25 protein-coding genes are annotated in these 25,295 nt (G+C 68.7%); 8 read left to right on the plus strand and 17 right to left on the minus strand.

All coding sequences use genetic code 11. The annotated features are described in order from the left end of the window. Position 1: 1 nt before the first annotated feature. The 7 genes from CFN17_RS01185 to CFN17_RS01215 form a co-directional block, all read right to left on the minus strand. A complete protein-coding gene (locus tag CFN17_RS01185; RefSeq protein ID WP_208749597.1) occupies positions 2-994 on the minus strand; it encodes a DNA topoisomerase IB in 993 nt (330 codons plus the stop codon). Positions 995-1,155: 161 nt separating this feature from the next. Then, complete coding sequence (locus CFN17_RS01190) at positions 1,156-2,634, minus strand: FAD-dependent oxidoreductase (protein ID WP_208749598.1); 1,479 nt, start codon at positions 2,632-2,634, stop codon at positions 1,156-1,158. An 89-nt stretch (positions 2,635-2,723) separates the two neighbouring features. Further along, the gene (gene cobA, locus CFN17_RS01195; RefSeq protein ID WP_208749599.1) at positions 2,724-3,995 is read right to left on the minus strand and encodes a uroporphyrinogen-III C-methyltransferase; all 1,272 of its coding nucleotides are present in this window, start codon (positions 3,993-3,995) and stop codon (positions 2,724-2,726) included. A gap of 240 nt (positions 3,996-4,235) precedes the next feature. After that, a complete protein-coding gene (locus tag CFN17_RS01200; protein ID WP_208749600.1) occupies positions 4,236-4,532 on the minus strand; it encodes a putative quinol monooxygenase in 297 nt (98 codons plus the stop codon). Between the two features lie 185 nt (positions 4,533-4,717). Beyond that, positions 4,718-5,656 carry an ABC transporter permease gene (locus CFN17_RS01205; RefSeq protein ID WP_208749601.1) on the minus strand — a complete coding sequence of 313 codons (939 nt, stop codon included), beginning with the start codon at positions 5,654-5,656 and terminating at the stop codon, positions 4,718-4,720. Then, on the minus strand, positions 5,646-6,371 hold the full coding sequence (locus tag CFN17_RS01210) for an ABC transporter ATP-binding protein (protein WP_208749602.1): 726 nt from the start codon (positions 6,369-6,371) through the stop codon (positions 5,646-5,648). The genes CFN17_RS01205 and CFN17_RS01210 overlap by 11 nt, the downstream gene beginning before the upstream one ends. Positions 6,372-6,429: 58 nt before the next feature. Continuing rightward, entirely contained in the window at positions 6,430-7,623 is a 1,194-nt protein-coding gene (locus CFN17_RS01215; RefSeq protein WP_208749603.1) for an ABC transporter substrate-binding protein, read from the minus strand. A gap of 327 nt (positions 7,624-7,950) precedes the next feature. Between CFN17_RS01215 and CFN17_RS01220 the strand changes: the two genes are divergently transcribed. Then, on the plus strand, positions 7,951-8,277 hold the full coding sequence (locus tag CFN17_RS01220) for a GYD domain-containing protein (protein ID WP_208749604.1): 327 nt from the start codon (positions 7,951-7,953) through the stop codon (positions 8,275-8,277). A 133-nt stretch (positions 8,278-8,410) separates the two neighbouring features. On the opposite strand, the gene CFN17_RS01225 is transcribed toward CFN17_RS01220, so the two are convergent. The 5 genes from CFN17_RS01225 to CFN17_RS01245 all read right to left on the minus strand — a co-directional run bounded on the left by CFN17_RS01225 (position 8,411) and on the right by CFN17_RS01245 (position 14,130). Then, positions 8,411-9,829: a sulfate adenylyltransferase subunit 1 gene (locus CFN17_RS01225; protein ID WP_208749605.1), complete on the minus strand. Its 1,419-nt coding sequence runs from the start codon at positions 9,827-9,829 to the stop codon at positions 8,411-8,413. After that, positions 9,829-10,803 (minus strand): sulfate adenylyltransferase subunit CysD, encoded by a 975-nt coding sequence (gene cysD, locus CFN17_RS01230; protein WP_208749606.1) that lies wholly within the window; start codon positions 10,801-10,803, stop codon positions 9,829-9,831. Before cysD ends, CFN17_RS01225 begins: the two co-directional genes overlap by 1 nt. After that, positions 10,800-11,543 carry a phosphoadenylyl-sulfate reductase gene (locus CFN17_RS01235; protein WP_208749607.1) on the minus strand — a complete coding sequence of 248 codons (744 nt, stop codon included), beginning with the start codon at positions 11,541-11,543 and terminating at the stop codon, positions 10,800-10,802. Before CFN17_RS01235 ends, cysD begins: the two co-directional genes overlap by 4 nt. After that, positions 11,507-13,252, minus strand: a complete 1,746-nt coding sequence (locus CFN17_RS01240) for a nitrite/sulfite reductase (RefSeq protein WP_261792301.1) — start codon at positions 13,250-13,252, stop codon at positions 11,507-11,509. The genes CFN17_RS01235 and CFN17_RS01240 overlap by 37 nt, the downstream gene beginning before the upstream one ends. A gap of 131 nt (positions 13,253-13,383) precedes the next feature. After that, entirely contained in the window at positions 13,384-14,130 is a 747-nt protein-coding gene (locus CFN17_RS01245; RefSeq protein ID WP_208749608.1) for a sirohydrochlorin chelatase, read from the minus strand. A gap of 60 nt (positions 14,131-14,190) precedes the next feature. Here CFN17_RS01245 and CFN17_RS01250 point away from each other — a divergent pair, with 60 nt between their 5' ends. Both CFN17_RS01250 and CFN17_RS01255 read left to right on the plus strand, forming a co-directional pair. Then, a complete protein-coding gene (locus CFN17_RS01250) occupies positions 14,191-14,856 on the plus strand; it encodes a trimeric intracellular cation channel family protein (protein ID WP_208749609.1) in 666 nt (221 codons plus the stop codon). 20 nt (positions 14,857-14,876) lie between these two features. Further along, on the plus strand, positions 14,877-15,299 hold the full coding sequence (locus tag CFN17_RS01255) for a hypothetical protein (RefSeq protein ID WP_208749610.1): 423 nt from the start codon (positions 14,877-14,879) through the stop codon (positions 15,297-15,299). A 143-nt stretch (positions 15,300-15,442) separates the two neighbouring features. On the opposite strand, the gene CFN17_RS01260 is transcribed toward CFN17_RS01255, so the two are convergent. The 4 genes from CFN17_RS01260 to CFN17_RS01275 form a co-directional block, all read right to left on the minus strand. Next, a complete protein-coding gene (locus CFN17_RS01260; protein WP_208749611.1) occupies positions 15,443-16,279 on the minus strand; it encodes a DUF559 domain-containing protein in 837 nt (278 codons plus the stop codon). 385 nt (positions 16,280-16,664) lie between these two features. Next, positions 16,665-17,765: a polyprenyl synthetase family protein gene (locus CFN17_RS01265; protein WP_208749612.1), complete on the minus strand. Its 1,101-nt coding sequence runs from the start codon at positions 17,763-17,765 to the stop codon at positions 16,665-16,667. Beyond that, positions 17,762-19,135: a geranylgeranyl reductase family protein gene (locus CFN17_RS01270; protein WP_208749613.1), complete on the minus strand. Its 1,374-nt coding sequence runs from the start codon at positions 19,133-19,135 to the stop codon at positions 17,762-17,764. The genes CFN17_RS01265 and CFN17_RS01270 overlap by 4 nt, the downstream gene beginning before the upstream one ends. 13 nt (positions 19,136-19,148) lie before the next feature. Continuing rightward, on the minus strand, positions 19,149-19,940 hold the full coding sequence (locus CFN17_RS01275) for a demethylmenaquinone methyltransferase (protein ID WP_208751274.1): 792 nt from the start codon (positions 19,938-19,940) through the stop codon (positions 19,149-19,151). 136 nt (positions 19,941-20,076) lie between these two features. On the opposite strand from CFN17_RS01275, the gene CFN17_RS01280 reads away from it, so the two are divergent. The 4 genes from CFN17_RS01280 to CFN17_RS01295 all read left to right on the plus strand — a co-directional run bounded on the left by CFN17_RS01280 (position 20,077) and on the right by CFN17_RS01295 (position 24,354). Further along, positions 20,077-21,423 carry an isochorismate synthase MenF gene (locus CFN17_RS01280; RefSeq protein ID WP_208749614.1) on the plus strand — a complete coding sequence of 449 codons (1,347 nt, stop codon included), beginning with the start codon at positions 20,077-20,079 and terminating at the stop codon, positions 21,421-21,423. A 197-nt stretch (positions 21,424-21,620) separates the two neighbouring features. Continuing rightward, positions 21,621-22,574, plus strand: a complete 954-nt coding sequence (locus CFN17_RS01285; RefSeq protein WP_208749615.1) for an ABC transporter substrate-binding protein — start codon at positions 21,621-21,623, stop codon at positions 22,572-22,574. Positions 22,575-22,609: 35 nt separating this feature from the next. Then, on the plus strand, positions 22,610-23,581 hold the full coding sequence (locus CFN17_RS01290) for an amino acid ABC transporter permease (protein ID WP_208749616.1): 972 nt from the start codon (positions 22,610-22,612) through the stop codon (positions 23,579-23,581). Continuing rightward, the gene (locus tag CFN17_RS01295) at positions 23,578-24,354 is read left to right on the plus strand and encodes an amino acid ABC transporter ATP-binding protein (protein ID WP_315968643.1); all 777 of its coding nucleotides are present in this window, start codon (positions 23,578-23,580) and stop codon (positions 24,352-24,354) included. The genes CFN17_RS01290 and CFN17_RS01295 overlap by 4 nt, the downstream gene beginning before the upstream one ends. 96 nt (positions 24,355-24,450) lie before the next feature. Here the strand turns inward: CFN17_RS01295 and CFN17_RS19850 are convergent, their stop codons facing one another. Then, on the minus strand, positions 24,451-24,783 hold the full coding sequence (locus CFN17_RS19850; protein WP_261792302.1) for a hypothetical protein: 333 nt from the start codon (positions 24,781-24,783) through the stop codon (positions 24,451-24,453). Positions 24,784-24,938: 155 nt separating this feature from the next. Here CFN17_RS19850 and CFN17_RS19855 point away from each other — a divergent pair, with 155 nt between their 5' ends. After that, the gene (locus tag CFN17_RS19855) at positions 24,939-25,079 is read left to right on the plus strand and encodes a hypothetical protein (RefSeq protein WP_261792303.1); all 141 of its coding nucleotides are present in this window, start codon (positions 24,939-24,941) and stop codon (positions 25,077-25,079) included. The last annotated feature ends 216 nt before the right edge of the window (positions 25,080-25,295 follow it).

A 25,295-nucleotide genomic window follows, 5' to 3' on the forward strand; every position in this document is an offset into this window, starting at 1 on the left:
GCTAGCCGCGCAAGGGCACCACTTCGCCCTGCTGGTAGAGCAGCGCCCGGACCTCGGATTCGGCGGAGTCCAGGCGTTTGGGGTCAATGGTCGCGCCGGAGGCGAAATGGTCCAGGAGCCGGGGGTCCACGTAGCTTTTCCGCGCAATCGACGGCGTGTTGCCCAGCACCTCCGACGCCTCGACCATGGCCCGGCTCACCGCCCGTTTGCGCGCGGACACCTTGGCCTGGGGCCCGCTCCGCGCCAGGCTGACGGCCGCCGCCACGGTCCCGCGGAGGGTGCGGAAGTCCTTCGCGGTGAAGTCCTCCCCCGTGCGTTCCTTGACGTATTCATTGATGTCCGCACTGGACACCGGGTGCCAGCGCCTGCCGTCCTTGTAGGCGAGCAGCCGTGAGTTGCCGCCGCGCCGCTTGAGCTGGCGCACCACGGCGGCGAGGTCGGCGTCGTCAATCCGCGACTCCCAGTTCTTGCCGCTCTTGGCCGGAAAACTGAGCCTGAGTTCGTCCTGGCGGACGCGGACGTGGGCGCACAGCAGGGTGGCCAGGCCGTGGCTGCCGTTCTCGTTCGTGTACCGCTCGGAGCCCACCCGGAGGGATCCGCTGTCCAGCATCCGGAACGCGGCCGCCAGCACGCGCTCCCGGGTGAGTCCCTCCGAGCGCAGGTCCATGGTGACGCGGCGGCGTGCGGCCGGGAGCGTCTCGGCCAGCTGGAGGGCGCGGTCAAACTTGAGCCGGTCCTTTTTCTCGCGCCAGCTCGGGTGGTAGATGTACTGCCGCCGGCCGACGGCGTCGAGCCCGGTCGCCTGGATATGCCCGTTGTCATAGGGCGCGATCCAGACGTCGGTCCAGGCCGGGGGGATGCCGATATGCTCCAGCCGGTCCCGGACGGGGCCGGCCGGCAGCGTGGACCCGTCCAGGTCCTTGTAGCTGAAGCCCGTGCCGGCGGGGACCCGGCGGTACCCGCGGCCGGACGCGTTGCTGTGCCGGAGCCTCACCGGAGGCCTCCAGGGGGGACATGCTCATCCATGACGGTAAGCCTACTGACTACCGCCGCGGTTTTCCTCCCGAAACAGCAACGCGGGGTCACTCCGCGCCCATAAATCCCGCTGGAATGGGCTGTGAATGACCCCGCGTTCGGAGGTGAGTAGGTAGCGGGTTAGAGGTGGGCTGCCACGCCGCCGCGGGAAATCGACACCATGTCCTCGCGCGGGACCACCTTGACGCGCTCGCGGGCGACCTCCACGCCGTGCGTGGTGCCGGCCGCCGTCGCGGCGTCACCCAGGGCACGTTCGTGGGCGTCGAGCGCCAGCCAGCCTTCCCAGCTGGTGTACTCCACACCGCGGCGCTCCAACAGCTCGACGACGGCGTCCGGGGCCGGGGCCGCGGCCAGCGGCAGGTTTTCCCGGTCCTCGAGCAAGTAGGTGACGGTTTCGAGCGCGTCGCCCTTGGTGTGGCCGATCAGCCCCACCGGTCCCCGCTTGATCCAGCCGGTGGCGTAGATGCCCGGCACGTGGGTGCCGGAGGCGTCCAGCACGCGGCCGCCGTCGTTCGGGATCACACCCTTGCTGTGGTCGAACTCGACCTCGGGCAGCGCCGAGCCGAAGTAGCCGATCGCGCGGTAGACGGCCTGGACCGGGTAGTCGACGATCTCGCCGGTGCCGCGGGCGTTGCCGGTGCCGTCGAGCTCGGTGCGCTCGAACTTGATGCCGGCGACGCGGCCCGGGTCCCCGGCTCCGCCGGTAGTGTCCCCGTACACCTCGACCGGGCTGTGCAGGAAGTGCAGGTGCAGCCGGCGGGAGGCCTTGAGCTCGGAGAGGTCCTCCGGCTGTTCGGCGATCCAGTTGGTGAGCGTACCCACCATGGTCTTGGTCTGGTTGTTGGTCTGGATCTGCCGGTCGGATTCGGCGTCGAACTCGAAGTCCTCGGCGTAGAGGATGATGTCCACGTCCTTGGAGTGGGAGAGCTCGCGCAGCTCCAGCGGCGTGAACTTCACCTGGGCGGGCCCGCGGCGTCCGAAGACGTGGACGTCGGTGACGGGCGAGGCCTTCAGCCCGGCGTAGACGTTGTCCGGGATTTCAGAGACCAGGAGGTCGTCGGCGTGCTTGGAGAGCATGCGGGCGACGTCCAGGGCCACGTTGCCGTTGCCGATCACGGCGATTTCCTTGGCCTCGAGCGGCCACTCGCGGGGCACATCGGGGTGGCCGTCGTACCAGGAGACGAAGTCGGCGCCGCCGTAGGAGCCCTCCAGTTCGATGCCGGGGATGTTCAGGTCCGCGTCCTTGATGGCGCCGGTGGCGAAGATGACGGCGTCGTAGTGGGTGCGGAGGTCCTCGATGGACAGGTCCGTGCCGTAGTCCACGTTGCCGAAGAAGCGGATGTCGCCGCGGTCCAGCACCTTATGCAGGGCGTTGACGATGCCCTTGATGCGGGGGTGGTCGGGGGCCACACCGTAGCGGATCAGGCCGTAGGGTGCCGGGTAGCGGTCGAAGAGGTCGATGCTGACGGTGAGTTCACCGCTCTTGACGGCCTCGCTCTTGGTCAGGATGTCAGCGGCGTAGACGCCGGCGGGGCCGGAGCCGACGACGGCGACGCGCAGCGGGCGGGCGGCAGTTCCTACGGTGGTGCTAGATGACACGGCTGTGTTCCTTTGTTCTTCTGCATCCGGTGCTCCGTAACTGCCCTTTTCGGGCCTGATAACGGCAGTCGTGGAGCAATCGACGGGGTTTAGGGGGTCAGTACGCGGGCTTTGGTGGTGCGGGGGGTGTTCGGGGTGGTGGTGCTGTAGTCCGCGGTCTTGAAGTGCGACGGCGCGAACGGGCTGACGCGGACGACGTCGCCGATCACGATCACGGCGGGATTCGCGACGCCAGCGGCCTCGGCCTGGTCCGCGATGGTCCCGAGCGTCCCGATGGTCACCCGCTGGTCAGGCAGGTAGCCATTCTCTACGATGCCAACCGGCGTGCCGGCTGGCAAACCGGCGCGGGCCAGGGAGGCCGCGGATTCCCGCAACTGGCCCACGCCCATGAGCAGGATCACGGTGTGGTCGGCGCGGGCCGGGACTTCGGAGAGCTCCTCGTGGCCGGTGACCACGCTGAATCCCTTGGCCAGGCCGCGGTGCGTGACGGGGATGCCGGCGGCGGCCGGGACGGAAATGGCGGACGTGACGCCGGGGACCACCTCGACGTCGACGCCGTGCTGGCGGCAGAATTCGGCTTCTTCGCCGCCGCGGCCCAGGACGTAGGGGTCGCCGCCCTTGAGCCGGACCACGCGATGGCCCAGGAGCGCCTCGTCAACCAGGATCCGGTTGATCTCGGATTGCGGCACGGGGTGGTGGCCCGGGGTCTTGCCGACCTCGATCACCCGGACGTCGGGGGCGAGTTCGGCCAGGAGGTCCCGCGGGCCGAGCCGGTCGGCGACCACGACGTCGGCCTGGCCGAGCAGCCGCCGGCCGCGGACCGTGATGAGCCCGGTGTCACCGGGACCGCCGCCCACCAGGGCAACGGATCCGGTCGAGGCGCGGCGCCGGCGCAGCGGCAGGTCACCGGTTTCCAGGGCGGTCGCGACGGCGTCGCGCAGGGCCATGGCGCGGCGCGGGTCTCCGCCGGCGTTGACGGCAATCTTGACGTCATCGACGACGGCGACCGCGGGCGTCCAGGCGGCGGAGGCTTCGTGGTCGGAGGCGTTGACGCACCAGATGCGCTGCGCTTCGGCGTCGGCGGCAACCCGGGCGTCCACGGCGGCGTCGCCGGTGGCGGTCTGCACGAACCAGACGGCGTCGACGTCGGAGGAGCGGTACGGGCGGGCCTCCCAGGTGAGGAGGCCGGCGGCGGCCAGTTCGGCGAGCGCGGGAGAGGCAACGGGCGCCACGACGGTGACGCGGGCGCCGGCGTCGAGCAGGCCCTTGGCGCGGCGCGCAGCGACGGGTCCGCCGCCCACAACCAGCACGGCCCGGCCGAGGAGGCGCAGCGCCGTGGGGTAAATGTCCTGAATTGCCATGCATCGACGATAGGGGGACGTCACATTGCGGAACAACGGTGCGGAAACACCAGTTCACGCAAGGTAACGCCGCGTCACATTCTTGGCAGCGTCTCCGGCCCTGCCCGGGACGCGGTCCGGGACGCGGTCCGGGGGCACTTTGACGGCCGCCGGAGCCGTTTTGGGCGCAAACGACGGCGTGTCCCCGGTCAATGTGCCCCCGTCCGGCAGCCGGGCACGCCGCGGGGGAGCACCCGGGGGTTATTTCACGGCGATGAGTTCGATCAGCTTGATGTCCGGGTCCTTGGCCAGCATGGCCGGCCCGTGTTCGCCGAGCGCGGCGGGGATGGCCCCGGTGAGGTGGGCCTGCCGGTCTTCCTCGGAGTCGAAGGTGTCGAAAATGCCGAAGGTGTTTTCGTTGACCCGGAAGGCGTACCAGGTCCGGGTTCCGGGCTCGGTGAGCACGATCTCGCGGCCCCCGTTGAGGAAGGCCCAGACATCCTGTTCTTTCCCGGGCTTCGCCTCGACCAGGGCCAGCACGCCAAATTTTGGTGCCACAGCTATCTCCTCAGGTTCGGACCGGGAACCGGCCGTTGCCCGGCCTCTAGGCGTGAGTGTAGGCCCGTGCCCGGGCCCCGGCAAGGCCCCGCACAAAGAGCAACGCGGGGTCATCTACGGCCGATAAATCCGGGGATTATGGGCTGTAGATGACCCCGCGTTGCTGTGGCGGGGTGGCGCTGTAACTAGCGGGTGCTGCCGGCGAGGAGGCCGCGGCGGCGCAGGAGCCGCTTCTCGATCGGGGCGAAGACGAGCAGTTCGATCAGGATGCCGACGGCGAGGATCAGCAGGATGGCGGACATCACGATCGTCATGTCGGACAGGACGCGGCCCTGGTCCAGCATGGAGCCCAGGCCGAAGCCGATGGTGCCGCCGACGGCAATGATTTCCGCGGCCATCAGCGAGCGCCACGAGAACGCCCAGCCCTGCTTGAGGCCGCTGAGGTACCCGGGCAGGGCGGCGGGCAGGATGATCTGCAGGGCCAGCTGGAGCCGGGAGGCGCCCAGGACCTTGCCGACGCTGCGGTACTGCGGCGGAATCTGGTCCACGCCGGAGATCAGGCCGTTGATGATCGAGGGAATGGCCCCCATGAACACCACGAAATACACGGTGGCGTCGGTGAGGCCGAACCAGAGGATGGCCGCGGGCACCCAGGCCACGGAGGGCAGGACCTGCAGGCCGGAGATCAGCGGGCCGAAGGCCCGGCGCAGGGGTGTCACCTGGGCCAGCAGGAGTCCCACCGGCGTCGCGATGACCACGCTGATCAGGAAGCCGACGACGCCGCGCTGCAGCGAGGTCCAGACCGCTTCCTGCAGCTTGCCCTCGGCCCACAGGGTTCCGACCTGGGCGAGCACGTCGAGCGGGCCGGGCACGATGTCGCGCCGCTTGAACCCGAGGGACACGTACAGCTGCCACAGGATCACCAGCACGGCGAGCGCGGCGACCGGCAGCAGGATCCGGCTCCAGTCGACGCGGGCTTTGCGGACGGCGTCGGACTGGAGGGAGTCGAGGCCCGCTTCCAGCTCGCGCAGGTCTTCCTGGCCGCTGGAGGAGCGGGTCAGGGCCGCGTGAACCTTGCGGGTCTCGGCCGGGGCGTCGGCCACTGGGAGTTGGTTACTTGGCATGGCGGCGGATCTCCTCGCGTAGCCGGGCGGTGATGACGCCGGTGAGCTGGCCGGCGAGGCCGGCATCGGTGCGGTGTTCTTCGGTGACGTGCCACTCCTGCACCACGCGGCCTGGCCGGGAGGAGAGCAGGAGGACGCGCTGGCCAAGCCGGACGGCTTCGCGGACATTGTGGGTGACAAAGACGATGGTCCGGCCGGTTTCCTTCCAGATCCGTTCCAGCTCATCGTGGAGCAGGTCCCGGGTGATGGCGTCGAGGGCCGCGAACGGCTCGTCCATCAGGAGCAGCTGCCGGTCCTGGGCCAGCGAGCGGGCCAGGGCCACTCGCTGGCGCATCCCGCCGGAGAGTTCGTGCGGGCGCTTGTCCCCCGCGCTGCCCAGGTGCACGAGATCCAGCAGCTCGCCGGCTTTGGCCCGGCGCTCGGCCTTCCCGAGGCCGCGCAGTTTCAGGGCCAGTTCGATGTTTTCCCGGGCGGTCAGCCACGGGAAGAGGGCTGAGTCCTGGAACATGAACGCGGCACCGTCGCTGGGCACTTCCAGGGCGCCCGACGTCGGGGCCTCCAGTCCCGCCATGATGTTGAGCAGGGTGGACTTGCCGCAGCCGGAGGCACCGAGCAGGGCGACGAACTCGCCCTGCCCGATGGTGGCGTTGACGTCGTCCAGCACCGGGGCACCGTCGCCGAAGCGCTTGCCCAGGTTTTCCAGTACGACTGGCATGGTCGGGTCCTTACTGTTGGAGCGGAACTGTGGTGGTGGATGGCCGGCGGCCGGGTCGCTAGTCCTTGCCGAGGCCTGCGGCGGAGATCTTTTTCCCTGCCGCGCTCTCGGGCAGGACGGTGTTGAGGGCGGTGAGGTCGAAGAGGCCGGTGAGGTCGGCCTGCTTGGTGGTGCCGGCGTCGACCCCGTCCTGGAGCAGCTTCTTGTACGTCCCGGCGAGCGGGTCGACCGTGAAGACGATGTTCTTCAGCGACCGGTCGATCACGTCCGCGGCGAGCGCGGACCCGGCCGCGGCCTTCAGTCCGGCGTTCAGGACCGTGGCCTTCTCCGCCGGGGCGGCGGCGTTGAGCCAGTCCACCGACTCCACATGGCCCTTCAGCAGCGCCTGCACCGTGGCCGGGTGCTCGGCCGCGAACTTCTTGTTCACAATCAGGACGGTAGTGATGAATTCGCCCTTGTCCCACAAATCCTTCTCATCGACCAGGACCTTCGCCCCGGCCTGCAGCACCAGCCGCGACGCCCACGGCTCCGGCAGCCACGCCCCGTCCAGCTTGCCGTCCTGGAACAGCTTCAGCGTCTGGGCGTTCTCGGTCGGGTTGATAGCCACGTCCCCGCCGCCGTCCGTGGAGGTCTTGAACCCCTGCTTCCCCAGCCAGGCCCGCAGCGCCACATCCTGGGTGCCACCCAGCTGCGGCGAGGCGAGGGTCTTGCCCTTCAGGTCCGCCGCCGAGTTGATTCCGGGCTTGACCACCAGCTGCGCCCCGCCGGACGCGGCACCGGCGATGATGCTGATCGACTCGCCCTTGCTCTTCACGAACGAGTTGATCGCCGGGTTCGGGCCGATATACGTCGCGTCGATCGCGCCGGCGTTCAGCGCCTCGATCGCGGCCGGACCGGCGTTGAACACCTGCGTGGTCAGCTTCGTCTGGCCCAGCTCCTTGGCGATGAACCCCTGGTTCACCCCGACCAGGGCCGGGCCGTGGGTGATGTTGCCGAAGTAGCCGAGCTTCAGCTCCGCCGCCGGGCTGCCATCCGCCGCGGCTACCGGCGCGGCCTCCGGGCCGCGGGACAAGGTCGACGCCACCGCCGCACCGCCGCCGATCAGGAGCACCAGGGCGGCGGCCAGGGCGATCTCAAGGATGCGCTTGCGCTTGGGCTTGCCGGTTTCACCGGCAACGATCCGGATGGTGCCCGGCGTCCCCGACGTGCCGGGCTGCGAACCGGGCGTGCGGTTCTCGGGGGTGCGTGACATGGGGTGAGGTCCTGTTCTGGGGTGGGTGCGGAAATACCGGTCTGCGTGGTCAGCCCCGGCGGCATCGCCCCTGGAGGTTCCTGCGGGGGAAGCCGTGGATCCATTCCGTCGTCTTCATTCCTAAACCATAGGGAGTGGCATAAACGCGGTTCAACGGTCCGGAAACCGGGGGTCACGCGAGTTCATGCAGCGTCATATTCGGGACATATGGGTTCAGGCCATTCCCGCCGGGACAGGGTCCGGGATCCGTTGCCGGCCGGGCGCCGGACTGCCATTCTGGCTGGATCGACCCGCCGGCACTGCCGGCACTGACGAAAGGACGGGACGATGCCGCTCTATCTGTCGAAGTTCAGCTACACGCCGGAGACCTGGGCGAAACTGATGCATAACCCGGAGGACCGCAGAAAGGCCGCGCAGGCGTACATCGAGGCGGTCGGCGGGAAGCTGCACGGCTTCTGGTACGCGTTCGGCTCCCATGACGGCTTCAATTTGTGGGAGGCCCCGAACAATGTGTCCATGGCGGCGGTGGCACTGGCGATCAGCGGAGGCGGGGCGCTGAGCTCCTTCGAGACGACGGTGCTCCTGACGGTCGACGAGACACTGGAGGCCCTGCGGCAGGCCGAGCAGATCAAGTACCGGCCTCCCGGAGCCTAACGGTCATTGCCCGGCTCCTGCCCCCGCCAATTACCCGGCCAAATACCGGAAGCCCCGGTCCGGTTCATTCCGGACCGGGGCTTCCCGCGCCGATCAAGTAGCCGATCAACGAACGGCGGACCAGTCCAGCAACCTAGATCGAGTAGCGCTCGTCCTCGTGGTCGCCGGGGTGGTCGTTGACCAGGCCCGCGGCGAGCGTGTTGCCGTCGAGCGGGTCGATCACCAGGAACGCCCCGGTGCGGCGGTGGTGCAGGTAGTTCTCCAGCGGCAGGGGCGCGGCCAGCCGGAGCTGGGCATGGCCAATGTCGTTCAGTTCCAGGGTGCTGGCGGGCCCGAGCTGGAAGCTCGCGAGGTCCAGCTTGCCCGTCACGTTCCGGACCAGGGCCTGGACCGTGCGGGTGCCGTGCTTGACCAGCACCTTCGCGCCTTCCCGCAGCGGCTTGGGCGAGAGCCAGCACAGCGCGGCATAGAGGTCCGCCGAGGCCTCCGGTATTGTGCCCCCGGCGGGCCCCGCCGCGGCGATCGTGTCGCCGCGGGCGACGTCGAACTCGTCCGCCAGCCGCAGCGCCACGGACTGCGGGGCGGCCGCCTCGGCCAGCTCGCGGCCGGCGAAGTCGATTCCGGTGACGGTGGTGGTGCGCGGTGCCTGGCCCGGCGTCAGGACGCTGACGTGGTCCCCGACCTTCACGGAGCCTTCGGTGATCTGGCCGGCGTAGGCCCGGTAGTCGCGGTACGCCTCGGGATCCAGGCCGCCGTCGACGGCGTCGGGCGCCAGCGCGCCCTGCGGCCGGATGACCAGCTGGACCGGGAAGCGGAAGCTCTCCAGGTGGCTTTCGAGTTCGTCGGCTGCCGGCAGCGTCTCCAGCACTTCCAGCAGTGCCGGGCCGCTGTACCAGGGGGTGCGGTCGGAGCGGTCCACGACGTTGTCGCCGTCGAGCGCCGACACCGGGATGACCAGCAGGTCGCTGATTCCGTCGGACCCCAGCCCGAGCTCGCGGCCCACCTGCTGGACGTCGGCCTCAATGGCGCGGAACACGTCCTCGCTGAAGTTCACGAGGTCGATCTTGTTCACGGCAACGATCACGTGCGCCACGCGCAGCAGCTGCAGGACCGAGAGGTGACGGCGGGTCTGTTCCAGGACACCCTTGCGGGCGTCGATGAGGACGACGACGGCATCCGCAGTGGACGCGCCGGTCACCGTGTTCTTGGTGTACTGCACGTGGCCCGGGCAGTCCGCGAGGATGAAGCTGCGGCGGTCCGTGGCGAAGTAGCGGTAGGCGACGTCGATGGTGATGCCCTGCTCGCGTTCGGCGCGCAGGCCGTCGGTCAGCAGGGCGAGGTCGATCCCGCCTTTATCGCCACCGAAGCCGCGGTCCGCGGACGTCCGGGCGACGGCGTCGAGCTGGTCGGCGAGGATCGCCTTCGAGTCATGCAGGAGCCGGCCCACCAGGGTGGACTTGCCGTCGTCGACGGAGCCGGCGGTGGCAAAGCGGAACAGCGTGGTGGGCAGCGCGTCCAGTCCGGCGTCGGGGAGGAAAATTTCGGTGCTCATTAGAAATAGCCGTCCTTCTTGCGGTCTTCCATGGCGGCCTCGGAAATGCGGTCATCGGCCCGGGTGGCGCCGCGTTCGGTGATGGTGGAGGCGGCAACTTCAATGACGACCTCGCGCACGGTGGCGGCGGCCGATTCCACGGCGCCGGTGCAGGACATGTCCCCGACGGTCCGGTACCGGACGGTCTTGGTGATGACTTCCTCGTGCTCGAGCGGCCGGGAGACCTCGCCGACCGCGCGCCACATGCCGTCGCGGGCGAAGACTTCACGCTCGTGGGCGTAGTACAGGCCCGGCAGTTCGATGTTCTCGCGTTCGATGTAGCGCCACACGTCCAGTTCGGTCCAGTTGCTGATCGGGAAGGCCCGGACGTGCTGGCCAACGGTGTGCCGGCCGTTGTAGAGGTTCCACAGCTCGGGCCGCTGGTTGCGCGGGTCCCACTGGCCGAATTCGTCGCGCAGGCTCAGGATCCGTTCCTTGGCCCGGGCCTTGTCCTCGTCGCGGCGGCCGCCGCCGAAGACGGCGTCGAACTTGTTGCGCTGGATCGCGTCCAGCAGCGGCACGGTCTGCAGCGGGTTCCGGGTGCCGTCGGCGCGTTCGGCCAGTTCGCCGGAGTCGATGAACTCCTGCACGGAGCCGACGACGAGTTTGAGGCCCAGCCGTTCCACCGTGCGGTCGCGGAAGTCGATGACCTCCGGGAAGTTGTGGCCGGTGTCGACGTGCAGCACCGGGAAGGGCACCTTGCCGGGCCAGAACGCCTTCGTGGCCAGGTGGAGCATGACCACGGAGTCCTTGCCGCCGGAGAACAGCAGCGCGGGCTTCTCGAACTCGGCGACGACCTCGCGGATGATGTGGATGGCCTCGGACTCAAGCGTGTCCAGGCTGGAAAGGCGGGCCGGGGCGGCAACCGGTGTCGCAGCAGCGTCGTTATCCAGCACAGCCAGCTCCAGGTCCTCGTTGGTGATTTGAGTGCTCATACGTGTAGTCCGCATTCTGTCTTGTCGGTTCCTGCCCAGCGGCCGGCGCGGGGGTCCTCGCCGGGCGCTACCTTGCGGGTGCAGGGCTGGCAGCCAATGGACGGGTAGCCCTGGGAAAGCAGCGGGTTGACGGGCAGGAGGTTGTCATCGGAGTACTGCACCAGCTGGTCGAACGTCCACGCCGCGACGGGGTTGACCTTGACCAGCCCGTTGGCTTCGTCCCAGGTGATCAGCGGGGTGTTGGTCCGGGTGGGGGCCTCGTCGCGGCGGACCCCGGTGAACCAGAGTTCGTAGCCGGCGAGGGTGCGCCGCAGGGGCGCGACCTTCCGCAGGGCGCAGCACTGGGCGGCGTCGCGGGCGAAGAGGTCCTTGCCCAAGAGCCGGTCCTGCTGCTCCACGGTGTTTTCCGGCAGGACGTCCACGATGTTGACGCGGAGGTTCGCCGCGACCTCGTCACGGGTCGCGTAGGTCTCCGGGAAGTGGTAGCCGGTTTCGAGGAAGAGGACGTCGACGCCGGGGAACTGGTCCGCGACGAGCGCCGGCAGGACGGCGTCGGCCATGGAGCAGGCGACGGCGACCGCGGGGAGCTCGAAGTTGCGGGCCACCCAGGCGATGACGTCGCGGGCCGGGGCATCCCAGCCGAGCTCGGCGGCGCCGGCCTCGGCCAGGGCCTTGAGCTCTTCCTTGGACCGGAGTGCCGTTGTCACTGGAGCGCCTCCTCGTCTGCGGCGTGGGCCCATTCGGCGAAGGTCTGGCCCTCGGCACGGTCCGCCACGAACCTGCGGACCACGCGTTCGACGTAATCCGGGAGGTCGGCGACGTAGACCTTGAGGCCGCGGACGGTGCGGCCCAGGCCGGCCTCTTCCCGGCTGCTGGACGCCAGCCCGCCGCCCAGGTGGACCTGGAAGCCGGGGGTGGGGTCGCCGCCGGGCGTGGGCAGCATCATGCCCTTCAGCCCGATGTCCGCGGTCTGGATGCGGGCGCAGGAGTTGGGGCAGCCGTTGATGTGAAGGGACAGTGCCTGCGGCAGCTGGCCGCTCCCGGCGAGGTCCGCCAGGCGGCGTTCCAGCTCGGCAACGGCGGTGGCCGCGGTGACCTTGGTTTCCACGATGGCCAGCTTGCAGTACTCGATGCCGGTGCAGGCGATGGTGCCGCGGCGGAATACGGACGGCCGGGCGGACAGGCCCAGTTCGTCGAGTTCGGCGACCAGCGGTTCGACCGCGTCCTTGGGCACGTCCAGCACTACCAGCTTCTGGTGCGGCGTGGTGCGCAGACGGTAGGAGCCGCGGGCTTCCAGGGTGTCCGCGAGCTTCACCAGCTGGGAGCCGGAGAGCCGGCCGGCAATCGGGGTGGCGCCGATGAAGAACTTGCCGTCCTTCTGCTCGTGCACGCCGACGTGGTCGCCCGGGGTGGACGGCTTGGGCGCGGCGGGGCCGTCGGCCAGCTTGTAGCCGAGGTATTCGTCCTCGAGGATCTGGCGGAACTTCTCCGGGCCCCAGTCGGCCATCAGGAACTTCAGGCGGGCCTTGGTGCGCATGCGCCGGTAGCCGTAGTCACGGAAGATGCTGGTGACGCCAAGCCACACGTCGGCTGCCTGCTCCGGCGTGACGAACGCGCCGAGGCGCTTGCCGAGCATCGGGTTGGTGGACAGGGCGCCGCCGGCCCAGAGGTCGTACCCGACGCCGAGCTCGGGGTGCTTCACGCCGACCAGGGCGAAGTCGTTGATCTCGTGCACGACGTCCTGGCTGGGGTGGCCGGTGATGGCGGTCTTGTACTTGCGCGGCAGGTTGGACAGCAGCGGGTTGCCGATGAACCGCTCCCCCAGCTCGGCGATGAGCGGGGTGGGGTCGATGATTTCGTCCTTGGCGATGCCGGCCACGGGCGAGCCCAGGATGACGCGGGGCACGTCGCCGCAGGCTTCGGTGGTGGACAGGCCGTTGCTCTCGAGCCGGCGCCAGATCTCCGGGATGTCCTCCACGCGGATCCAGTGCAGCTGGATGTTCTGGCGGTCGGTGAGGTCGGCGGAGTCGCGGGCGAAGTCCACGGAGATCTGGCCGATGACGCGCAACTGCTCGGTGGTGAGTGCGCCGCCGTCGATCCTCACGCGCAGCATGAAGTACTTGTCCTCGAGCTCATGCGGCTCCAGCGTTGCCGTCTTGCCGCCGTCGATCCCGGGCTTGCGCTGGGTGTAGAGGCCCCACCAGCGGAAACGGCCGTGCAGGTCCTGGCCGGGGATGGAGTCGAAGCCTTCCTTGGAATAGACGGATTCGATACGCTCCCGGACGTTGAGGCCGTCGTCTTCCTGCTTCCAGGTTTCGTTGGCGTTCAGCGGCGTGGTGCCGTCCACTTTCCACTGGCCGTGCGGTTTTGCGGCGGGGCGGGAGGGGCGCTTGGTGCGGCCGGCGGCAGCCTCGTCCGTGGACGCTCCGGCTAGAGCTGTATCAGTCATGCATCGACTGTAGGGGTGGCCGTAATGCCGTCACAAAGGGTCGGAAACGAAGAGTCACCTAGGGAAACAATTCGTCACGAACCGCCGGGAAACCTTGAACAAGCCGCCCGGCTGTGCATCCCGGCGGCCGGTCAGGCCGGGGGCAGGGCGGCCGCCGCCAGCGCGGCGTCATAGCGTTCCAGGGCGATCTCGGCGAGGACCGGCGAGGGCAGCAGCGGCGCCGTCACGAGATCCGCGCCGGCCTTGGCCAGCTGGTCGTGGAAGAAACCGGGCGCCAGGAGGTAGGAGGCGATCACCACCCGTCCGCCCAGGTCCACTCCCCCGGCCGATTCCCCTGCCCCGGCGCCCCCGGCGGCTTCCTCACGAAGCATGGCGACGGCGTCGGGCACCGAGGGGGTGGCGGAGGCGCCGTAGGCGGCGACGATGCGGTTGGAGCGCAGGGCGCCGAGCTGTCCGGCGAGTTCCTCGACGTTGCCCGAGGCGCCGGGGTCGGAGGACCCGGCGGCGGCGAGGACCACGGCGTCGTTGTCCGTCACGCCGGCCTCGCGCAGGCGCTGGTCCAGCAGCGCCGCGAGCCGCGGGTCCGGCCCCAGCGGCGCGGCGGCCAGGGTGTCCGGCCGGCTCTTCACGGCCCGGGCGATGTCCACCTTGACGTGGTATCCGACGCTGAGCAGCAGGGGAACCACGACGGCGGTTTCGCCCGCCGGGAGCCCGGACACGACGGCCGGCAGCTCCGGATCCTGCACGTCGACGTAGGCCTCGCGGACGTCGAGTCCGGGGCGGAGCGCGGCGATGCCGTCGCGGAGCGCGTTGACTTCCGTGGCTCCGAGCGGGCTGGACGTGCCGTGGGCGCAGGCGATCAGGATGGGGCTATTCATAGCCGTTAGCGTAACCTTGGAGCCGCCCTATCCGCCCCCTGTTATCGACCGGGACGCTTCATGACTTTCTCCTTCAACCTTGTCCTGGTCTGGCTCGACCTCGCCGGCGTCTTCTTCTTCGCGGTCTCCGGTTCGCTGCTCGCGGCGCGGAAGCAGTTCGACATTGTCGGCTCGGTGCTGCTGGCCTCGGTGGTGAGCCTGGGCGGCGGCGTCATCCGCGACATCATCATCAACACCGGGCCGCCGGCGGCGTTCACGAACCCGGCTTATCTGGCCCCTCCCTTGCTTGCCGCGGTGCTGGTCTACTTCCTCTTCTCCAGCGTCCAGCGCTACACCTCCTTGCTGGTCCTGTTCGACGCCGGCGGCCTGGCCCTGTTCTGCATTACCGGCACCCTCAAGGCCCTCGCGGCCGGGATGAATCCCGTGGCCGCCGTCCTGCTGGGAGTCACGACGGCGGTGGGCGGCGGCCTGCTGCGCGACATCACCGCCAACGAGGTCCCGCAGTTGTTCGACCCCAGGGACCTCTACGCCTTGCCGGCGTTCGCCGGGGCGGCCTCCACCGCGGTCCTGTCCCTCACCGGGACCTTCACCGCGGTCACCGCCACGGCCGTCACCGCCGTCGTTTTCGCCTTCCGGGTCACGGCCTGGCGGCGGCACTGGCACGTTCCCCTGGCCGTGCGCGGCTGGCACCGGCTGGGCCTGGGCCCTGCGGAAAACGGCCGCTGAGGATTAGCTAGGATAAGACCATGACTGACATGTTCCTCGAGAAATTCCGTGCGCTGGTCCCGAAGTATCTCGAAGACGAATGGCAGGAAGAGGACGGGCTCACGGCGGACGAACTCGACGCCGCCCTGGCCGACCACCAGTTCCAGATCCCCTTGGTCCTGCGCGAGTTCTACCTGGCGCTCGGGGGCTGCGAGGACCTCATGGAGGCCTACCACTACTTCTGGGACCCCGAAGAGCTCGAAGTCGATGACGAAGGCTTCCTCATGTTCCTCGAGGACGAGGAAGAGCAGTTCACCTGGGGCTTCCGGATCGGCGACCTCGGTGTGCCGGACCCGATCGTGTACCGCCGCAACAACGCCCGCGGCCAGTGGAAGAGCGAGGAAGGGACCTTCTCCGAGTTCGTCTTCGACATGTTCGAGTGGGCCTTCGAGGACGAGGACTAGGCGGGGCTCGCCCAGGGTCTGGACTCCCCCAACGTGACGCCTTGCCGCCGTCCGGGGGCACTTTGACACGGACACGCCGGGCTTTTCCCCTCAACCGGCGATTCCAGCCTTCAAAGTAGCCCCGGAGCGCTTCACCGCACCGCTCAGGGGTGAAACGCACCCCGGCGCCACAGCTCCAGCACGGTTTTCACCTCGGCCACCATGCGCTCGGGGTGGTGGACGACGTCGTCGTATCCGTACCTCAACACGAGGTACCCGCCCACCACGGACGCATTATTGCGGCGGCGGTCCTTCTTGACCTGCTGCGGTTCCAGATGGCTGCCGCCGTCGGTCTCCACGATGATGCAGTCCTCCACAAGGAAATCCACCTCCCCCACGGCGGGAATCTCCACGTGGCGGCGAACGGTCAGCCCGGCGCGGCGGAAAGCCATGTTCGCCAGGACCTCCAGGACCGAGTCGGCCCGCGGAATCACGAGATCCAGAACAGACCTCGCCCGCGCGTTCCGGTTCCCCACCAGCTTCCGGCGCAGGAAATCCAGGCTGATGTCGCCACGGCCGACGGCGCATTGCACCATCACGAGCGCCTGCCGGTCCGGCAGGCAGCGCACAGCGTGGATCAGCACATCCGCCAGTCCGGCGACCGGCAACCACGGATGCTTCGGGTAATGGCACGGGCCGTGCGGCACGACGCCGGCGGGATGAGCCCGGTGCCCGACGCACAGGTGCAGTTCCTGCGCCGGAGCCAGGGTCCACAGCCCGTAACTGGGTGCCGCGGACAGACACGTCAGCCGGCCGCGCAGTTCCCGGGCAGCCCGGAACGCCGTCGCGTCCTCCGGCAGTCCGTAGTGGCCGCGGCGGATCCTGGCGATGGCGCCCGCCCTCAGCGCGGCGTCGATGTCACTTCGGCCGAATCCGGCCCGGATGATGCCGGCGGTAATGGCCGACCCGCCGTTCGCTGCAAGGAAAGCTTCGAGTCTCATGTTCCCAAAGTGCCCTGCGGCCGGCTGCCCCGGTGGACCCGGCTTGGTCCATGTGGACAACCCCGCGCCGTCCGGGGGCGCTTCGACACGGACACGCCGTCCCAGGGCCCGGTACCAGCCGATCTGCCCCTCAAAGCCGCCCCGGACGGCGTCACGGGCCGCCTGCAAACGCGTGAAAAGTTCATTTACAAAAATGCTGGACAGCGTGACAAATCTGTCATAGTCTCTTTCTTGGGTTCACCAAATGCCTCCGGTGGACCTGATGCGAACGGAGAAATGGCCCCGGTTCGGCACAACGGATGACTCGAACGTTGTGAGGAACCGGGGCCATTCCGTTTAAGAATCCGCCCAGGCAGCGGCAGCCGTGCCGCGACTATTCAGCAGGCTAGGAGCTGCGGTCGACGACGGCGCGGGCGAAGCTGGTCAGCGACGCCTTCACGACGCCTTCGGGCAGCGGGGCCAGGGCGGCGATGGCGTCGTCGGCCCAGGCGCGGGCCACTACCCACGACTCCGCGGTGACGGGGTGTTCGCGGAGCCCGGCCACGGCCGCCGCGAGGGCCTCGTCCGAGCTGAGGTCGCCGTCGATCAGCTTCAGGAGGTCGACGGCGGACTGGTCGCCTTCGCGGGCGGCGCTGCGCAGCAGCAGCACTGGCAGCGTCGGGACGCCTTCGCGCAGGTCGGTTCCCGGGGACTTGCCGGACTTGACCTTGATGCCGGTGACGTCAATGACGTCGTCGGCCAGCTGGAACGCGACGCCCACCTTCTCGCCGTACTCCACCAGGTGGGCCTCGTAGGCCTCGTCGGCGCCCGAGAAGATCGCACCGAGCTGGCCGGAGGCCGCCACCAGCGAACCTGTCTTGTCCGCAATCACGGACAGGTAGTGCGCCAGCGGGTCTTCGTCGGGGCGGGGACCCACGGTCTCGTGCAGCTGGCCGAGGCAGAGCCGCTCAAAGGTCCGGGCCTGGATGCCCAGGGCACGGGAACCGAGCTCGGAGACCAGGATGGAGGCGCGGGCAAAGATGAGGTCGCCGGTCAGGACGGCGACGGAGTTGCCCCAGACCTCGTGGGCCGTGGGAGCACCGCGACGGAACGGGGCCGAGTCCATGACGTCGTCGTGGTACAGGGTGGCCAGGTGCGTCAGCTCAACGACGACGGCGGCCTGCACCACGGCGGGCAGCGAGGCATCGCCGAGGTGCGCGCACAGCAGGGTCAGGAGCGGGCGGATGCGCTTGCCGCCGGCTTCCACGAGGTGACGCGACGTCGCGTCGGCCAGCGGGTCCGAGTTGGCAATGGCTTCCCGCAGCTTCTTCTCGACCCGCGCCAGGTTGGTGGTGATGGCGGGGCCAAGCTCGGGGTCGCCCGCGATCGCCGCGAAGCCTGCCGGCAGCTGGAGTCCGGTGGCGATCGCCGTGGTGTTGAGGCTGGGTTCAGAGCCCGGCAGGCCGTGTCCGGCGTGCTCCCAGCTTTGGTCTGCAGAGTTGGTCACGGGTTAACCCTAACTTTTGTTGCGGAAACCGCGGAGTCGGCGCCGGAGTGCGGACCGCCGTCCGTGGCGGGCATGGCCTGGTTGGACGTGGCGGGCACCAGTGATTCCAGGATCCGGATAACCCTGTCCTCGAACCCCCTGGCGGCCGGATCGGTGAGGTTGGCCAGCATCCGGACCACGAACCTCATGAGCACGGGGATGGGCATGCCCGTCCGGAGGGCGAGCTTCATCACGGCCGGTTTGCCGATCAGCGCGGCGAAGGCCCGGCCCAGAGTGAAGTGCGAGCCCCACTGCTGCCGCACATAGTCCGCGTACCGCGCAAGGTGCGCGTCGGCGTCGGCCGTCACAGCGGAACCGGTCAGGCCGGTCGAAGCGGACCGGGCGGCGGCGTCGGCGATGAATTCGGCGGCGAACCGGGCGGACTCCATGGCGTAGGAGATGCCTTCGCCGTTGAACGGGGACACCATGCCGCCGGCGTCGCCGAGCAGCAGCAGGCCGGGTGAGTAGTGCGGCGTGCGGTTGAAGCCCATGGGCAGGGCGGCGCCGCGGATCTCGCCCACTTGGTTCTCCGGGGTGAAGCCCCACTCGCCGGGCATGCCGGCGGTCCATTCGCGCAGCACCTGCTTGTAGTCCAGCTTGCCGAAGTCCTTGGAGGAGTTCAGGATGCCCAGGCCCACGTTGGAGGTGCCGTCGCCCACACCGAACACCCAGCCGTAGCCGGGCAGCAGCTTGCCGTCGCGGCCGGGAAGTTCGAGCCAGCCTTCCATCCAGTCGTCGTCGTGCCGCGGGGACGTGAAGTAGGTCCGGACCGCCACTCCGAGCGGGCGGTCGTCCCGCTTCCGGATGCCCAGCGAGACGGCGGTGCGCGTTGAGTTGCCGTCCGCGGCGAGCACGACGTCGGCGCTGAAGTCGCGCGTCTCGCCCGTCTTGCGTCCGGCGTCGTCCAGCACTGCGGCACGGACGCCGGTGACCCGGCCGTCCTCGGCGCGCAGGGCCTCGGTGACACTGTGGCGTTCGAGCACGACGGCGCCCGCGGACCGGGCGTGCCGGGCGAGCTCTTCGTCGAAGCCGAGGCGGGTCCGGATCAGCCCGTACTGCGGGAAATCGGAGACCTCCGGCCAGGGCAGCTCGATGGTGCGGCCGCCGGCGATCAGGCGCAGGCCCTTGTTGCGCCGCCAGCCCCCGGTTTCGGGATGCGGCAGCCCCAGCTTCTGGATTTCACGGACCGCGCGCGGGGTCAGCCCGTCGCCGCAGACCTTCTCGCGGGGAAAACTGGTCTTCTCCAGCACCGTGACATCAATGCCGGCCTTGGCGAGGTAGTAGGCGGCAGTGGATCCGGCCGGCCCTGCCCCGACGATCAGTACATTCACAGCAGGTATCGGCCTAACGCCCGGGCCGGGCGATATTGCGGCGCAGCTTCGCCACGGGCCCGGTGTGGGCGGCGATGGCCGCCGCGCCGGCGGCAGGGCCGGCTTCCGGACCGGCCGGCTTCTGGGCGCGGTGCACAGCGACAATGCCGCCGCTGAGGTTGCGGTATGTGACGGACTCCCAGCCGGCTTCCTGCAGCCAGGCGGCCAGGTGGTCCTGGTCCGGCCACGCGCGGATGGACTCGGCGAGGTAGACGTAGGCATCCGGGTTGGAGGAGACCTTCACGGCGATCGCCGGCAGGGCGCGCATGAGGTATTCGGTGTACATGGTGCGCCAGAGCGGCACCACGGGCTGGGAGAACTCTGCGATGACCAGCCGGCCGCCGGGCTTGGTCACCCGCAGCATCTCGGCCAGGGCCTTCTTGGGCTCGTTGACGTTGCGCAGGCCGAAGGAAATGGTGCTGGCATCGAACGTGTTGTCGGCGAACGGCAGGCGGGTGGCGTCCCCGGCGATGAAATCGATGTCCGGGCGGCGGCGCTTGCCGACCTTGAGCATGCCCAGGGAGAAGTCGCAGGCAATGACGTTGATGCCGGCGTCGGCGTAGGGCTCGCTGGAGGTCCCCGTGCCGGCGGCCAGGTCCAGCACCCGCTGGCCGGCCGAAACGCCCATGGCCTCTACCACTACCTTGCGCCAGCGGCGCGTCTGCCCCATCGACAGAACATCGTTGACGACGTCGTATTTGGGGGCGACGTCGTCAAACATCGTGGCTACTTCGTCCGGACGCTTATCCAAGGATGCTCGGTTCACCATGACATTGTCTCAAATGATCGGCGCCCCCACGAACCACGGCCCGGGGCGGCCTGAGCAGGGAGTCCGGGCATGGAAAGTCACTGTGCGCCGCCGAATCCGGGGCGGGGAAACACAGTAGTAGTGTTATGCCATCATGACGAGCACGTTCCGCACCGGCATTATCAAGACACTGACAGTTCCCCTCCATGCCGAATCTTTCCCCGGGGGCCTGCCGTCGTTTCTGGTGCGGGATGACATCCTCTGCTGGACCCGCCGCGAGGCAGGGCTGGTGGGCTTCGGCGAGATCGCCCGGTTCACCGCCACCGGACCCGAACGGTTCCTGGAGGCGGACATCTGGTGGCGCCACCTGGTCCTGGAAGCGGACATCGAGGACGCGGTCGATTGCCCCGGCACCGGGCCGGTCGCGTTCGGCTCGTTCGCCTTCTCCAAAGTTTCCGCCCACGAGTCGCGCCTGCTGGTCCCGGAAATCGTGGTGGGCCTGCGTGACGGCCAGGCCTGGCTGACCCAGCTCACGTTCGACGACGGCGAGCTCACCGAAGCCGGCGCCCGCGCCGCCCTGGACCGCTGGCTTCGCAGCGACAGTGCCAGCGCCGACTCTGATCCCCCGCTGCTGGCGGCGGAGGCTCCGGCGACGGAGGCAACACTCCACACCGGCTCGCTGAGCGAGGAAGACTGGATGTCCGCCGTCGCCGCCGGGGTGAAGGAAATCCGGACCGGTGCCCTCGAGAAACTGGTCCTGGCCCGGGATATCGTGGCCACCATCCCGGCCGGCGTCAACGCCGCCCGGGTGCTGCGCGAACTGTCCGCCCGCTACCGCGAATGCTGGACGTACGGGGTGGATGGGTTGGTGGGCGCGACGCCGGAGATGCTGATCCAGGTGGAGGGCCGCACCGCCCAGGCCCGCGTACTGGCCGGCACCCTGGACCGCCGCGACGCCGACGGCATGGCCGGTTCCCCGCTGGAGTTCGCCGAGCGGGTCCTTGCCGGGTCCGAGAAGCAGCGACACGAGCACGACATCGCCATCCAATCCCTGACCACACAGCTGGCCCCCTTCTCCGAAGCCATGAATGCCCACAGCGAGCCGTTCATCCTGGAACTGCCCAATGTGTGGCACCTGGCTTCCGACGTGAAGGCCGAGCTCGCCGAGGTGGAGGGCCACGTCCCCACGTGCCTCGCGCTGATCAATGCGCTGCACCCCACGGCGGCGGTCTGCGGCACCCCCACCACCGTGGCCGGAGCCCTGATCCGCAAGCTGGAGCACCTGGACCGCGGCCCGTACGCCGGACCGGTGGGCTGGCTCGACGCCGCCGGCAACGGCGAGTGGGGCATCGCGCTGCGCGGCGCGGTCATCGAGTCCCCGCAGACGGTCCGGCTGTACGCGGGATGCGGCGTGGTGGACGGCTCGGTGCCCGAGACCGAACTCGCCGAGACGTGGGCGAAGTTCCGCCCGATGCTCGAATCGCTGGGCATCAGCAGCTAGCCGCCGCCGTCGGCACCGTCGCCGACTCAATGACGTGATTCCGGGATTACAGACAGCTCCGCCGTTGGAGATCTTGCTTTTGGGTCTGGTTTAGTTATCCAATAGTGAAACTTAGTTTTCTGTGACGCACATCTCATGTTCGGCGCTACACTATAACCGGCCTCGTTACCATCCCTCCGGCAACAAAAGGTAAGAAAATGCAGATCTCCCGTTCGCTCCTGAGCAACTCCATGCTTAAGACGGCAGCCGTCCTGGCCGTCGGCGCCCTGGCCCTCTCGGCCTGCACCAACGCTTCCGAAACCGGTGGCCAGGGGGCAGCGTCGCCCTCCGGCAGCGCCGCAGCCAGCTTTGACCCGACCACGGTCCAGAAGGACGATGCCCTGGCAGCCATGTTGCCCGCCGCGATCAAGTCGAAGGGCACCCTGACCGTGGGCTCCGATACGTCCTACGCACCGGCCGAATTCCTGGGTACGGACGGCCAGACTCCCGTCGGGTACGACGTCGACCTCGCCAAGGCGATCGGCGCGGCACTGGGCCTGAAGGTCCAGGTCCAGACGGCCGAGTTCACCGGCATCCTCCCGGCTCTCGGCCCGAAGTACGACCTCGGCATCTCCTCGTTCACCATCAACCCTGAGCGGCTCGCCGCGGTGAACATGGTCAGCTACTTCAACGCCGGCACCGCCTGGGCCGTCCAGAAGGGCAACCCGAAGAAGGTCAATCTCGATGACCTCTGCGGCAGGTCCATCGGCGTCCAGACCGGCACCGTCCAGGAGGACCCCGACCTTTCGGGCCGCAACAAGAAGTGTGTGGACGCCGGCAAGCAGCCCATCAACATTGTCACGCTCAAGACCCAGACGGACATCACCACCCGCCTGGTCAACGGCAGCATCGATGCGATGGCGGCCGACTCCCCCATCATCGGCTACGCCCTGACCCAGACCAACGGCCAGCTCGAAAAGCTGGGCGAAGTCTACGACTCCGCACCCCAGGGCATCGCCGTCGCCAAGTCCGATACCGCACTGGCAGAGGTCATCCAGAAGACCGTCGCCAAGCTGATGGAAGACGGCTCCTACAAGAAGATCCTTGAGGGCTGGGGCAACGCCGACGGCGCCATCACCAAGTCCGAGGTCAACCCGGCGGTCGGCTCTTGAGTCTCCCCTCCACCGACCGCAAGTCAGGTGCACAGATGGACAGCCATCAGCACAAAGACACCGCACCGGTACTGAACAATCCAGTACCCGTCAGGCACCCCGGCCGCTGGGTCAGCGCCGTGGTCATTCTCGGGGCGTTGGCTCTGTTCCTGCAGAGCCTGTTCACGAACCCCAACTTCCGCTGGGACGTTGTCGGCACCTACATCCTGGACGTTAAGGTGGTTCAGGGCGTCGTCTGGACCTTGGTCCTGACGGTTGCCTCCATGGTCCTGGCCATCATCCTGGCCATCCTGCTGGCCTTCATGCGACAGTCCGAGAACCCCATCTTCCGGTGGTCCAGCTGGACCTGGGTCTGGTTCTTCCGAGGCACCCCGGTCTACACCCAGTTGATCTTCTGGGGCCTGATCGCAGTCCTTTACCCCAAAATCAGCGCCGGCGTCCCGTTCGGGCCGGAACTGTTCAGTGTGGACACCAGCACCATCGTCACCGCCACGGTGGCGGCGATACTGGGCCTGGGCCTGAACGAGTCAGCGTACCTGGCGGAGATCTTCCGGGCAGGCCTGAAGTCCGTGGACCGGGGCCAGACGGAGGCTGCCGAGGCCCTGGGCATGGGCAAGACCAAGATCATGTGGCGGATCGTCCTGCCGCAGGCCATGCGGGTCATCGTTCCGCCGACCGGCAATGAAACCATCGGCATGCTGAAGACCACCTCGCTGGTCCTGGCCGTGCCGTTCACCCTGGACCTGACGTTTGCCACCAATGCCCTGGCCAACCGGACGTACCTGCCGGTTCCGCTGCTGATCGTGGCAGCCATCTGGTACCTGGTCATCACCAGCCTGCTGATGGTGGGCCAGCACTTCATCGAGGCCCACTACGGCAAGGGTGTGGACAACCGTGCCCCCGCCCTGGTGAACCCCGCCGCCGCCAAGGCTGCCGCTGCCGGGGCGCCCAGCGCCGAAGCCGAGCCTGAACTGAAGATGGACTTCCCCGGGGAGGACTCAAAATGACCGTCACCACTGAGAATCCACTGGTCAAGATCGAGGGCCTGCACAAGTACTACGGCGACCACCACGTGCTGCGCGGCATCGACATGGAAGTCAAGCAGGGCGAGGTGTCGGTGGTGATCGGCCCGTCCGGTTCGGGCAAGTCCACCATGCTGCGCTGCGTGAACCTGCTGGAGACCATCAGCGCCGGCCGCATTTCCGTGGGCGGCGAACTGATCGGCTACCGCGAGGTCAAGGGCCGCCTCCACGACCTGAAGGCCAAGGAGATCGCTGCCCAGCGCCGCGAAATCGGCATGGTGTTCCAGCGCTTCAACCTGTTCCCGCACATGACGGCGCTGCAGAACATCATGGAAGCCCCGGTCCAGGTCAAGGGCCACTCGAAGGCCGTGGCAAAGAAGCGGGCGCTCGAACTTCTGGACCGCGTCGGCCTCGGCGACCGTTCGGGCCACTACCCGAACCAGCTCTCCGGCGGCCAGCAGCAGCGCGTGGCAATTGCCCGGGCCCTGGCCATGGACCCTGAGCTCATGCTCTTCGACGAGCCTACGTCCGCGCTCGACCCTGAGCTCGTGGGCGATGTCCTGAACGTGATGAAGGATCTAGCTAAGTCCGGGATGACCATGATCGTGGTGACCCACGAGATCGGCTTCGCCCGCGAGGTCGGTGACCGCCTGACGTTCATGGACGGCGGCGTGGTCGTGGAGTCCGGCGACCCGCGGGAGGTTCTGGCCAACCCGCAGCACGCCCGCACCAAGGAGTTCCTGAGCCGGGTGCTGTAACCCGACGCGGACTTCACCTGTCGACGCGCAAATGCCCTGTCGCGACCGTATTCCGGTAGCGGCGGGGCATTTGCGCGTCGCAGGACAGATTCCCTGTCACGGCCACACGGCGGAACGGGCCCGACGACGGGGCACACCGAATGCGGCGAGCTTCCGTTCCAGCCGGGCCGGCTCCATGAGGTCCGCCCAGACCCACCGGACTACTTGCAGCCCCGTGGCCCGGATCCGGTTTTCGCGTTCCTTTTCGTCCACGACGGCCTGCGACACGGTCCGGCCCCGGAGGTATTCGGGTTTCACGTACTTCTCGACGCCGTCGAACTCGCCCACCAGCCGCATGGTGTCCCAGTAGTAGTCGGTGTAGCCCACGCGGCCGGCGGCGTCCCGGACGCCGTGCTGAAGGTCGGGCGGCAGGAATCCGGCGACCCACATGAGCGCGCGGCGGTAGGACCCTCCCCGTGACCAGAAGGCCCTCGCGCCGGAACACCTTGAGGCCCTCCGGAGCCGCGTAGTGCCGCCGCACGCCGGCCCGTGAGCGTCCGCCGCCGTTCTGCAGCGTCAGGGCATGGACCGGATGGAGCTGCCCGATGGTCGGCACTCCCCACACGGACGCGGCGGAGTGCCTGGCGAAAACCGTCGGCGCCGTGAACGTCTCCGCCGCGGCGCTGACCCGGAGCCGGTATTGTTCCCACGGCTGCAGCGCCCGCCATGCCTCCCCGTTGACGTAGACGCCGTGACGGACGCGGACCAGCCCGCCGGACCGGCAGCTTTTCGCGAGCTCATTCGGAGTGAGCCCCTGCTGGACATGCTCACGGGCCAGGACCAGTCTGGGCGTTGGGAGCACCGGCGCCATGACCGTCCTCCCGGATGCGGACAACCCGACGCGGTTTCCGCCCGGCGACGCGCAAATCACCTGACGCGCCCATATTCGGGCCTCGGCGGGT

This window comes from Arthrobacter sp. PM3 (assembly GCF_003352915.1).
Taxonomy (GTDB): domain Bacteria; phylum Actinomycetota; class Actinomycetes; order Actinomycetales; family Micrococcaceae; genus Arthrobacter.

What these genes read in the sequence shown, in the direction of transcription:
- CFN17_RS01225 (WP_208749605.1), bottom strand. Translation starts at nt 9,829, where the DNA reads ATGAGCACCGAAATTTTCCTCCCCGACGCCGGACTGGACGCGCTGCCC.
- CFN17_RS01240 (WP_261792301.1), bottom strand. Translation starts at nt 13,252, where the DNA reads ATGACTGATACAGCTCTAGCCGGAGCGTCCACGGACGAGGCTGCCGCC.
- CFN17_RS01210 (WP_208749602.1), bottom strand. Translation starts at nt 6,371, where the DNA reads ATGCCAGTCGTACTGGAAAACCTGGGCAAGCGCTTCGGCGACGGTGCC.
- CFN17_RS01295 (WP_315968643.1), top strand. Translation starts at nt 23,578, where the DNA reads ATGACCGTCACCACTGAGAATCCACTGGTCAAGATCGAGGGCCTGCAC.
- CFN17_RS01280 (WP_208749614.1), top strand. Translation starts at nt 20,077, where the DNA reads ATGACGAGCACGTTCCGCACCGGCATTATCAAGACACTGACAGTTCCC.
- cobA (WP_208749599.1), bottom strand. Translation starts at nt 3,995, where the DNA reads ATGGCAATTCAGGACATTTACCCCACGGCGCTGCGCCTCCTCGGCCGG.
- cysD (WP_208749606.1), bottom strand. Translation starts at nt 10,803, where the DNA reads ATGAGCACTCAAATCACCAACGAGGACCTGGAGCTGGCTGTGCTGGAT.
- CFN17_RS01215 (WP_208749603.1), bottom strand. Translation starts at nt 7,623, where the DNA reads ATGTCACGCACCCCCGAGAACCGCACGCCCGGTTCGCAGCCCGGCACG.
- CFN17_RS01245 (WP_208749608.1), bottom strand. Translation starts at nt 14,130, where the DNA reads ATGAATAGCCCCATCCTGATCGCCTGCGCCCACGGCACGTCCAGCCCG.
- CFN17_RS19855 (WP_261792303.1), top strand. Translation starts at nt 24,939, where the DNA reads ATGGTCGGCACTCCCCACACGGACGCGGCGGAGTGCCTGGCGAAAACC.
- CFN17_RS01205 (WP_208749601.1), bottom strand. Translation starts at nt 5,656, where the DNA reads ATGCCAAGTAACCAACTCCCAGTGGCCGACGCCCCGGCCGAGACCCGC.
- CFN17_RS01285 (WP_208749615.1), top strand. Translation starts at nt 21,621, where the DNA reads ATGCAGATCTCCCGTTCGCTCCTGAGCAACTCCATGCTTAAGACGGCA.
- CFN17_RS19850 (WP_261792302.1), bottom strand. Translation starts at nt 24,783, where the DNA reads ATGTGGGTCGCCGGATTCCTGCCGCCCGACCTTCAGCACGGCGTCCGG.
- CFN17_RS01250 (WP_208749609.1), top strand. Translation starts at nt 14,191, where the DNA reads ATGACTTTCTCCTTCAACCTTGTCCTGGTCTGGCTCGACCTCGCCGGC.
- CFN17_RS01290 (WP_208749616.1), top strand. Translation starts at nt 22,610, where the DNA reads ATGGACAGCCATCAGCACAAAGACACCGCACCGGTACTGAACAATCCA.
- CFN17_RS01235 (WP_208749607.1), bottom strand. Translation starts at nt 11,543, where the DNA reads ATGGGCCCACGCCGCAGACGAGGAGGCGCTCCAGTGACAACGGCACTC.
- CFN17_RS01255 (WP_208749610.1), top strand. Translation starts at nt 14,877, where the DNA reads ATGACTGACATGTTCCTCGAGAAATTCCGTGCGCTGGTCCCGAAGTAT.
- CFN17_RS01260 (WP_208749611.1), bottom strand. Translation starts at nt 16,279, where the DNA reads ATGAGACTCGAAGCTTTCCTTGCAGCGAACGGCGGGTCGGCCATTACC.
- CFN17_RS01220 (WP_208749604.1), top strand. Translation starts at nt 7,951, where the DNA reads ATGCCGCTCTATCTGTCGAAGTTCAGCTACACGCCGGAGACCTGGGCG.